8 protein-coding genes are annotated in these 9,639 nt (G+C 63.5%); 3 read left to right on the top strand and 5 right to left on the bottom strand.

Features of this window, described 5'->3' with window-relative positions:
- Positions 1 to 420: 420 nt before the first annotated feature.
- The 3 genes from ACGFYH_RS37010 to ACGFYH_RS37000 all read left to right on the top strand — a co-directional run bounded on the left by ACGFYH_RS37010 (position 421) and on the right by ACGFYH_RS37000 (position 3,352).
- Positions 421 to 1,704, top strand: coding sequence for a helix-turn-helix domain-containing protein (locus tag ACGFYH_RS37010; RefSeq protein ID WP_393807562.1), 1,284 nt, complete (start codon positions 421 to 423; stop codon positions 1,702 to 1,704).
- A 25-nt stretch (positions 1,705 to 1,729) separates the two neighbouring features.
- Entirely contained in the window at positions 1,730 to 2,431 is a 702-nt protein-coding gene (locus tag ACGFYH_RS37005) for a 2'-5' RNA ligase family protein (protein WP_362769423.1), read from the top strand.
- A gap of 186 nt (positions 2,432 to 2,617) precedes the next feature.
- Complete coding sequence (locus tag ACGFYH_RS37000) at positions 2,618 to 3,352, top strand: HAD family hydrolase (RefSeq protein WP_393807561.1); 735 nt, start codon at positions 2,618 to 2,620, stop codon at positions 3,350 to 3,352.
- Positions 3,353 to 3,599: 247 nt separating this feature from the next.
- Here ACGFYH_RS37000 and hisS read toward each other — a convergent pair whose 3' ends face one another.
- The 5 genes from hisS to ACGFYH_RS36975 all read right to left on the bottom strand — a co-directional run bounded on the left by hisS (position 3,600) and on the right by ACGFYH_RS36975 (position 9,280).
- Positions 3,600 to 4,919, bottom strand: coding sequence for a histidine--tRNA ligase (hisS, locus tag ACGFYH_RS36995; RefSeq protein ID WP_393807560.1), 1,320 nt, complete (start codon positions 4,917 to 4,919; stop codon positions 3,600 to 3,602).
- Positions 4,920 to 4,974: 55 nt separating this feature from the next.
- Positions 4,975 to 6,231, bottom strand: coding sequence for a hypothetical protein (locus tag ACGFYH_RS36990; RefSeq protein ID WP_393807559.1), 1,257 nt, complete (start codon positions 6,229 to 6,231; stop codon positions 4,975 to 4,977).
- A gap of 33 nt (positions 6,232 to 6,264) precedes the next feature.
- Entirely contained in the window at positions 6,265 to 6,438 is a 174-nt protein-coding gene (locus ACGFYH_RS36985; protein ID WP_387226521.1) for a hypothetical protein, read from the bottom strand.
- 410 nt (positions 6,439 to 6,848) lie between these two features.
- The gene (locus tag ACGFYH_RS36980) at positions 6,849 to 7,823 is read right to left on the bottom strand and encodes an FAD-dependent oxidoreductase (protein WP_393807558.1); all 975 of its coding nucleotides are present in this window, start codon (positions 7,821 to 7,823) and stop codon (positions 6,849 to 6,851) included.
- Positions 7,820 to 9,280, bottom strand: coding sequence for a carph-isopro domain-containing protein (locus ACGFYH_RS36975; protein WP_393807557.1), 1,461 nt, complete (start codon positions 9,278 to 9,280; stop codon positions 7,820 to 7,822). The genes ACGFYH_RS36980 and ACGFYH_RS36975 overlap by 4 nt, the downstream gene beginning before the upstream one ends.
- Between the last annotated feature and the right edge of the window lie 359 nt (positions 9,281 to 9,639).

Genomic DNA, 9,639 nt, shown 5'->3' with positions numbered 1-9,639 from the left:
GCAGGCACCGATCGCCTACGAACAGCAGTCAGCTCCCCTGACATTTGCCGCATAACGAAACGAACAGGTGTCCACTCATCGGGGACAAGACCCCGCAGCGCGAGCGTCGCGTGCCGGGCCCGAAAGATCCGTTCCCGGATGGTTCGTCGGTGCTACGCGATGCAGGAGACACCAGAGTGGTGGGAAAACGCGCGGTGCGCACATTTCTTAGGTGATACCACTGGAGTGATGTCGGTTTCAGCAGGGGCAGTTGGGCCAGCAGGCCCGCGATCAATCGGGGAGGCAGAAGTGCTTGCGCAGTCGCCGCGACGCTGCGAACGGTGCAGCTGCCAACTGAGCCAGTACAACTCAGGAACCCTGTGCTCGGCTTGCCTTCGCTCGCACAGTCTGACCCCACCCGCTCCTTCCGTTCCAGAAAGCGTGTGGCGTAACGCCGATGTTCAACAAGCCCTAGCATCCTGGGACTTCAGCAAGGCAACCCGCCTGATCCGCCAGCATGGATCTCTGCGTCAGGAAGACGTTGCTCAACTAACCGGCCTCAGCCAGGCGTTCCTCTCCATGCTCGAAGCGGGGCGCCGACGCCTCACCAACATCGACAAGATCGTCGAGTTCCTTACCGGCCTCGGCGTCCCACCGGAGCTCGCTCCTCTCCCGCGCCCCGGCGTTCAACACGCTCCGGTCGTCGAAGCTGAGTGGGAAAGCCCGCTCGAGATCGCCAAGCGGCTGAACACCCTCACCTCGTCCCATGTGGATCCAGCGACGCTGTGCATACTGGAGCAGCAGATCACGGACATCGTGGATCGCTATGAACAAGAAGGTCCACACCAACTGGTGTCGGTCACGACCGAACTGCGCACGTACGTACAACCGTTGTTGGAGGGACAGCAGCCACCCAGGCAGCATGAAGCCCTATTCCGGCTGGCCGCGCAGGCCTCCGGACTCCTTGGCTACATGGCCGTGAACGCCGGACGCGAGACCTTGGCGGAAGCGTACTGCACAGAGGCCCACGCGCTCGCGGCCGAGATCGAGGACCAGGATCTGATGATGTGGGCCCTGGGCACTAGATCGTTGAGCGCCTACTACGCTGGGCGCTTCGCCGACGCCCTCACCTGGGCCGAGGCGGGCATAGACATCAATCCTCATAACCCCCAAGCCATTCGCCTCCTGGCCAACGGAAGCGCCCGTGCCCTGGGAAAACTCGGGGACGCCACGGGCGCCCAGCGCGCCCTCGCCCGGGCAGAGGAGCTCAGCGGACAGCATGCACTGCCAGACGGGCTCACCTCGTGCATCTCCTTCGCCCCCTACAGCTTGGCCCGGACCCTGGCCAACGCCGCCACCGCCCACGTTGCGCTCGGCAACACCCCCAAAGTCATTGAGTACGCCGAGCAGATCGACGGGCTCGTAGCGCAGTCCGACTCCGCCTGGAGCCAAGCCTTGGTCCGTCTCGATGTCGCCACCGCCCTGCTGACAGGGGCACGGCCTGAGGTCGAGCACGCCATGGTTCTCGGACAGCAGGTACTCGACGCCGGCGGTGGGCCACCGATCCGATCCGTGGTCCAGCGCGCCGGAGAACTCGCTGACCGCGCCACCCAGTGGCGAGACCTGCCGGCCGTACGCAACTACACGGAAGCCCTCCGCGTGTGGCGCTCCTCCCCGCTGACCCGCGCCGTGGCCGAATCTGCCAAGATGACACGCCCAGACTGACAGCCGCGAGCGAGAGGGGCCGCCAGTGCTCTTGACCGCCAGCCCCACCGCGTTTCCCGCCGCCCCTCCGCCCAGCACTGACGACCCCCACATCATCGCCGCACACGACTGGGCGGCCTTCGACACCGTCGATCAAATGAACAACCACTGGGACCGGCCAGGCTGGCATGCGTCCACACGCGCCTACTACTGGATGCTCACCTTCGCCGATGCCGCCGCCCTTACCGAGCAGACGCGAACCTGCCAGCAACGGCTCGTTTCCCTCGGCTTCGACCTCATCGACGAGGACGGGCTACATCTGACCCTGGGGCGGATCGGCCTAGCCAACGAGGTCAGCGAAGTCCAGCTTCACACGCTCCGTGCCCGAGCGTCGGCGCGCCTTCCAGATGCCTTCACCATCAGTGCAGTCCCGATGGCTGCCTCCCGCGGGGCCATCCGCTACAGCGTCGCCCCCTGGACCCCACTCATCAACCTCCACAGCGCCCTCTCGCTTACGGGCGATCAGTGCGGACTGCCGCTGAAGAAGCCGACCTCCGTGCTGCGCCCACACATCGGCATTGCCTACTGCAACCGCACCCTGGACGCGCACAAGGTGCGGGAGGCGATCCAGCCGCTGCGTGACCTACCCGCCATCACACTGCCGATCGGACAGGTCGAGCTGGTGGAACTAAGGCGCGAAGATCGCTCCTACCGATGGCGCACCCTCGCCATACTGCCCTTGCGCTGACGATCGAGACCCGATTGGGCGAGCGACTCCGATCTTGCACAAGCAGGTAGTGATTAGACGTCACCGCCGAACTCTTCGGTGGTGACGCCTGATACCAGGGACAGTTGAGGCTCACGAGGCGGTGCTCAGCAGCGCGTCTCGTCGCCCCCGCGAACAACGAGGCAGCCAGTAAGCAGGAGCAAGGAATTGAAGGGCATCGAAGAGCAGCAGACGCTCATCCTCTGGGACATCGACCGCACGCTGCTCTACGTAGGCGACATCGACCGCCAGGTGTACCGCGAGACGTTCGCTGAAGTGGTAGGCCGTCCTGCCGTGCGTCTGCCGGCTCGCGGCACCGGCGTGACCATGCCTCTCGCCATCCGCTCCCTGCTCCTGGACAACGGCGTACCGGAGGAGACGGTCCCAGAGCTGCTGCCGCGCATGGTGGAACTGCTGCCCAAACGGCTCGCAGCCCATACAGGAGACCTCCGCAGCCAAGGCGTTCTCATGCCCGGCGCGGAGGCCGCACTCCAGGCCGTGCACGAGCAAGAGCACTGGGTGCCGACGGTCGTCACCGGCAACCTGAGGTCGAACGCCCTGCTGAAGCTCACGGCCTTCAACCTCGACGGCTACCTCGATGCCGACATCGGCGGGTTCGCCTCCGACGACGACCACCGGCCCGCGCTCGTCGGCATCGCACAGAAGCGTGCGCAGGCCAAATACGAGACGGTCTTCACGCATGCCAACACCGTGATCATCGGAGACTCCCTCGAGGACGTCCGCACCGGCCTTGAAGGCGGCGTTTCGGTCATCGGCGTCACCTCGGGCAAGACCACAGGCAACGAACTTGCAGCCGCGGGAGCTGACATCATCCTCGACAGCCTCGAAGACATTTCGAAGCTTCGAACGTCCATCGAGAGGCTGACCGTTCAGTCAGGGTGACAAATGCCCGCGACATCGCGAAAACGGCATCTGCTGAGGTGAATACCGTCATCGGTTTCGTGCGGCTGCTCAACGTGGGGGCCTTCACGAATGGCTGGCGTTCATCGCAGTGGACCACCGCCTGAGGACCCCGGTGGAACACCCCCCTCATGAGGCCGACCGCGAGGTGGGCATACGTGTATTCCTCACCGGCCCCTTCGCGGGCAGGGGTTGCCTCTGCCACGAAGGGGGCAGGCGTCGGGGGCAGTTAGGACTGTTCTAGAACTCGGCAGACGTCGGCGGCAGCCGTGCCAAGAGGAACCCGCCTCTGGTCGCCGGTCTGCATATCCCTCAGAGTGACTTCGCTAGCGGCCTGCTCATCAGCGCCGTAAAGAACCGTAATTCGAGCCTTCTGATCATTGGCCCATTTGAGTTGCTTGCCGAGTTTCGTCGACGAGCCGAGGTACGTGCCCACACGCAAGCCCTTGCTGCGGAGTTCAGTAGCCAGTCGCATCAGGTGCTCCTCGTTTCCGAGGACGGTCAGCGCCACGTCGAGACCCCGCTGCTCGGTGTTCTCGGACCCCTGGATGGCAAGAATGCGTTCAATGCCGATGGAGCCACCACAGGCGGGGGTATCTGGGCCACCCAACGTGGCGACCAAGTGGTCGTAGCGTCCGCCGGCAGCAATGGAGCCCGGGTACCCGGCAGCGACCACCTCGTAGATAGCGCCGGTGTAGTAGTCGAGACCGCGAACCATACGAGGCGTGTAGACGATGCGCTCAGGGGCGAGTCCCGCACTGGTGGCCAACTCGATAAGTCGGTCAACTTCTGTAAGTCCTGCCTGACCCTGCTCTGTTGTGCTCAGACGCTCACGAACGCGGTCGCTCGTCTCTGCGGCAACATCGCCCACGAGCGCCTCTGCAACCTCAGGGTCCAAGCCGCGTGCCGCGGTGAGTTCCTTGACGACTTCAGCAGCGTCGACCTTGTCGAGTTTGTCGAGGGTCGCAAGGACGGCAGGGCCGGCAGGGCCGGCAGAAGTATCGATACCGTACGCCTCGAGTAGCGCGTAGAGCGCCTTGCGGGAGTTCACCATGAAGGTGAAGTCGTGCACGCCCAGGGCATCCAGGCCCTGGGCGAGCGCGAGGACGACTTCTGCGTCAGCGAGCGGTGACAGCGAACCGACTGTGTCGATGTCGCACTGGACGAACTCGCGGAAGCGCCCTTCCTGTGGGCGATCGGCACGCCACACCGGTCCGATGGCATACCGCTTGTACGGGGTGGGCAGCTTCGCTCCGTGGGTGCCGATGACACGGGCTAGCGGCACGGTGTGGTCGTAGCGCAGGGCGAGGTCAGCCTGTCCTGATGCCTCATGGACGCCGCGCTTGAGGATTTTGAAGATAAGCTTCGACGCCTCTTCGCCGTACTTGCCGGTGATGACATCCAGGTTCTCGAAAGCGGGCGTCTCTAGCGGATCGAACCCGAATCCTTCGAAAATCTGCGCGAGAGTGTCGAACGCTGCCTTGCGGCGGCGTACCTCATCGGCCAACAAGTCCCTGGTGCCCGACGGTGCCTGAGCGGCCTGCGCCATGCTGGTGGTTCTCCTGATGGTGTGGAGTGCTGCGGCGTCTGGATCCGCCGAAATCCTACTGCGCTTGCTCCATCACCGGATGCCACTGCGGGAAGTACCGCTGCAGCAGGTTGAGGAGTTCTGCCTGCTCCTTCGGGTCGCCGTACCCCGTGTGCATCAACGGCGTCCCTTCGACCGGGCTCAGCTCCTGCCAGCCGCCGAGCTCGTCCATCAGCTTGGCTGTGCCCTTCAGCAGGGACGTCGACATTTGCGGGACGAGCGCGTCCAGGGCGTGCGACATGTAGTAGATCGATGAGCGCCGTACCGCGGAGGAATCCACGCGCTCGGTGTAGTTGATCTCACTGAAGTGCGGGTAGCACGAGTCCAGCATGTTCTTCGGAACGTCCCAGACCGGCATCAGCACATCGGTTCCGCCAGTCCTCCGTTTCGGGAAGGGCATGGGGCGACGGCCGTTCATGAGGCAGAACAGCAGCTCCGCCATCACGTCTTCGCGGTTGTAGCCGACGAGGAGATTCCTTCCTCCCACCTGATCGCAGATCGCCCGGCCTGCAAGGTTGATGAAGAAGGTGCCGAAGAAGTGGGCCAGGTCAGCGGTGTAGCGGTCGGAGAGCTCTTCCCACAGACGCTCAGGGGACTCGTTCATCCCGAGCAGTTCAGCCATGTCCCTGGGGTAGAGGACACGGTGGTCGAACCCGGCCTCCGAGCACAGAGCGCGGGCCCTGTCGGCTGCGGAGTCGGGCCAGATTGGAGACATGACGAGGGTGAAGCATGTGACCTTGGAGGCGTCCAGATCGTGTGAGGTCACGTAGCGATGGACGCCTTGAACCAGGGTGTTGCTGTCGCCGCCACCGGAGATGCCGGCAACCAAGGGGAGTTCGGTGCCCTGCTCGGTGAGAAAGTCTGAGATCTTCCCGAAGACGATGTCCTGTATCCCGGCGGCGTCGATCAGGTGCACTCGGTGCGTGGGGTTCTTCGATTCGTCGGCGTACTGGAAGTCGAACATCGCCGCGACGGGCTCTTGGCTGTGATGCACCGTCTCTATCTCAGTGGGCCGCAGCGCGTCGATGTCCGTGTTGCGTATGCACTGCAGGATGACCTTGCGCCCCTCGGGGATCTCGTCGAGAGCCAGGGACATGGGTACGGCTTTCAAGGTGCCGTCGCCGGGAACCTCGTACGCCTGGAACAGCGTAGGAGGGAGCCGGTTCGCGAGCAGAAGTTCTCCGAGCGTGAGCTTGTCCACCGGCTTGAGTTGCCGTGCTCCCGCGGAAAACAGGAGCGTGACATTTTCCCAGCTATTCACCGTGTACTCCATTCCCTGGCTCTCGAGAGGGACGTGCGCCCGTACTTAGATGTGCGCTGTCAGCGCAGGTACGGCCAGTACCTCCTCGACCCGCTGGCTGGTCATGCAGTCCATGCCGGCCTCGGGGAGCGTGCGCGACATGATCTGTGCCAGGTTGTGCACTTCAGTGCGGTCGGACTCGACCTTCACGGATTCGATGGTCGTCGACTGAGGGGCCATAACGTCCTCCATTCGAACTGTCGGTTGACACACAGCGTGATCCTTGATCGCTGCGAGGCAAAATCACCACCGTGATATCAGCACCGATATGCGCCAACATGCAGGGTCTGCAGAGATGTTGGCCGAATCTAGAGGTCCGGCATGACCAGCTCCAGGTCATCACAAATCCCTCGAGAATGCGCAAAGCGACCATCTCGAAACCTGCTGCAACTCGCCGGCTCGTGTGTCGGTGGTGGGGTGTCTCGGCGACGCGTGAATTCAGCCGCCGCCGACAGGGGTGCCCAGCATGGCGGCGATCACGCAGGCGTCGACCTTGCCAGGTGGAACTGCTGGACAGTGGGGTTCCTAGCGGTTGGAAGCTCCTGTCACGCTCGACCAGTTGGTGGCGGCCATGCACCGGCGACGGCGTGCTACCTCTTCGAGCGGGATGGAGGCGCAACCTTCATGATCTGAGCAACTTCTCGTGCGCATCCCCAGGACAACGTGACCCCGGCACCTCCATGGCCGTAGTTGTGGACCAGAGGGAGGCCGTCCGACCGGTGGTCCAGCTCGAGGCGGACCTCGTACCGTGTCGGTCGAGCACCTATCCGGTCTTCAATGATGTGAGCGTGGGCCAGGCGCGGATCTATTGCAGCGCACCGCGCGAGGATTCCGGCAGCAGCGACGCTGTCTGGTGCCAGAGTCCCGTCCCCGTCGATGGCAGTTCCACCAAGAACCACGGTGTCGCCGTGCGGGTAGATGCAGGCGAGGTCGGGTGACATCCCTGTGTCTTCGGAGAAGAACTCGCTGATGCCAGGGTTCTCCACGACGACGTGCTGGCCTCTGATCGGGCGAAGGCCGTCATCACCAGCCAATGGTCCAGCACCCAACCCAGCACAGTTCACGAGCGCGGCGGCACGCTCGACTTCATCGAGCGATGCGAGCATGCGCTCTTCAACCATGCCGCCCGCATCAGCGAAGCGACCCTGGAGGTACGACAGGTAGACAGGCATGTCGATCAACGGAACGGTGAAGTGATAGCCGACCGCAAAGCCGGGGGGCAGTTCGTCAGTCGTGCAGCGGCGTAGATCCGGAAGTAGCTCACCCCAGTCCGGGGCTGATGCTGGGTGGCGTGCCGCTTCGATCCCGCTGACCATACAGACGCCGGTCCGGGGGTCTCCGGCCAGCTCACGGAAGACTTCCAAGGACGTGAGACTCCAGCCCCGTGCCCTCGGCCATGGCTCTACCAAGTAGGGGCCCCACATCGCGCCGGCGGCCAGTGAGGTGCGGGCGGGGATCTCCGCGGCCAACAACCGCACAGGCAACCCTGCCTCAAGCAACGCTATGCCCGTCGTGAGGCCGGAAACTCCTCCGCCGACAACGACGATCGTCTCGTCTGTGGTCATGGTCCGACCGTAGCCGGTCGAGCAGAGCGTGGACCGGCATGTTTGGCCAATGCCTCCTCCAGTTCTGGGAGAAAGCTGTTGACGTGTACGTTCTTACGCTTCAGTCGCATCTCCTCGGCCAGCTGCTGCAGCAGGGCCGTGCTGCGGGGGGAGCGCACCGTTTCGAGCCGTGCCGCTGCGGTCCGCCCGATCTCGCAGGCGCGTTCCAGGTCGCCGGAGGCGCTGTAACCCAATGCGAGCCAGGCTCCCTCGAACAGGGCCCTGCGCTGGCTCGGATCTCCCTTCGATACAGCGTGAGCGCCCGTTTCCAGGAGCTCCTCTCCACGCCGCACGAGCCGCCGTCCAGCCGCCCGACCGCCGGCCGGGGCAGTAGTACGCCCCAAGTTGATCAGCGAATACCCTGCTTGGCACTCAAGGTGATTGGAGGTGAGGAAGTACATCCACCGAGGCTCGTCGCTGACGTCGCGACGTTGCTCGAGGAGATCTCTTGCAAGACCACTGGTTCGCTCGAAATCTGAGACTTCGCCGGACGATGCATAGGCATGTGCCAAGCGAGAGAGGACTGAGGCGCGAACCGCGACGGGTCCGCTTTCGCTTGCCCTGTATGCAGCCTCACCAAGTGAGACGGCATCAGCAGGATGCTGCCGGGAGGCCGCTTGGAAAGCCATGTCTGCCAGGATATGCGCACATAGGGAGCGATCGTTCACATGATGTGCGGCACGCAAGGCTGTTATGAAGTACCGCTGCGCTAACCCATGTTGAGCTGCATCGAAGGCCATCCATCCAGCAAGCTGCCCAATCTCAGCCAGCGCACGAATCAGGCACACGGTCGAGAGTTTGGAGTGTCCGCCGTCTCGAATCAGAAGAGCTACGGACCGGAACTGGGCCCCCACATAAGGTAGATGTCGTGCGCCACCGTGCTCATCATCAAGCATCTGTAGAAGGGGCAGATTGTGTTCGACCTGAGAAACGAGCGGATCGATGGACACTTGATCTACCGCGTGTGAGCGACGGCTCTCCTGGCTCAACTCTCCTTCTAGATATTGAGAAACTGCCGCAAGCAGGCTAGCGCCTGAAATGGCAAGGAACTGTCGGCGATCGACTAGTCCTCCAAGCACCCAGTCCTCCAGAATCTGACGCAACTCTTGGTAGCCCCATGGATGTTGGAAGTTGCATACAGCTGACGCGAGCATCGGTGCGTCAGACGCCTTGCCTTGCCATAAATGCTCCACTGACACAATTCGGCCGAGTTCCTGCGACAGCACATAGGCAGCCATGGCTGGGAGCGGCGCCCGTGGGACACGCCCGGCGTCACGCCAGTGGTACGGCGCGGACTCGGCAACAGTCCCCACTCCGAAGGCGCGGTTCAACTTTCGAGCCAGCACCTTCGGGCTCCAGCCAAGATCTTCCAGGCAACCGGCCAGCACCATGTTGGGTTCCCTGGCTGCCGTCGACATCGATTGTCCTCTCCACTGCAGTCTTCGCCCATCACCACACCAGGCGGGAGGCGTCTCCGACACCAGGATCTCGCAAAGTGCCGTGAAGTTGACCGAGTTGACCGCTGGATCACCTACCCCGGGTGGCCTCCACCCGATGTCCTTGGTGAGCCGTTGCAACGTCCCACCGTGTCTGCCAGCCCAGCGGCAGCGGATCGCGCTCCAGGTGGCGCACGCAGACAAAGGTCGGTCGGCCGTGGCGGCTGCTTCGGTTCGAATGCTCTAAGAGGTTGTCTCACGTGGTGTGATGCTCGTGCGGCATGATGTCGGTCGTGAGTGCTGATCTGTCGAAGCGGTTGGTTCCTGACGAACTCTGGTCC

It is taken from the genome of Streptomyces sp. NPDC048392, assembly GCF_043200575.1.
In the GTDB taxonomy this organism is placed as follows: Bacteria; Actinomycetota; Actinomycetes; order Streptomycetales; family Streptomycetaceae; genus Streptomyces.
This window is presented reverse-complemented; position numbering and strand designations above follow the sequence as displayed.

Bases quoted from the DNA above. Each gene is read 5' to 3' on its own strand.
- hisS (WP_393807560.1), bottom strand. From the start codon at position 4,919: ATGGCGCAGGCCGCTCAGGCACCGTCGGGCACCAGGGACTTGTTGGCC.
- ACGFYH_RS36990 (WP_393807559.1), bottom strand. From the start codon at position 6,231: ATGGAGTACACGGTGAATAGCTGGGAAAATGTCACGCTCCTGTTTTCC.
- ACGFYH_RS36985 (WP_387226521.1), bottom strand. From the start codon at position 6,438: ATGGCCCCTCAGTCGACGACCATCGAATCCGTGAAGGTCGAGTCCGAC.
- ACGFYH_RS36980 (WP_393807558.1), bottom strand. From the start codon at position 7,823: ATGACCACAGACGAGACGATCGTCGTTGTCGGCGGAGGAGTTTCCGGC.
- ACGFYH_RS36975 (WP_393807557.1), bottom strand. From the start codon at position 9,280: ATGTCGACGGCAGCCAGGGAACCCAACATGGTGCTGGCCGGTTGCCTG.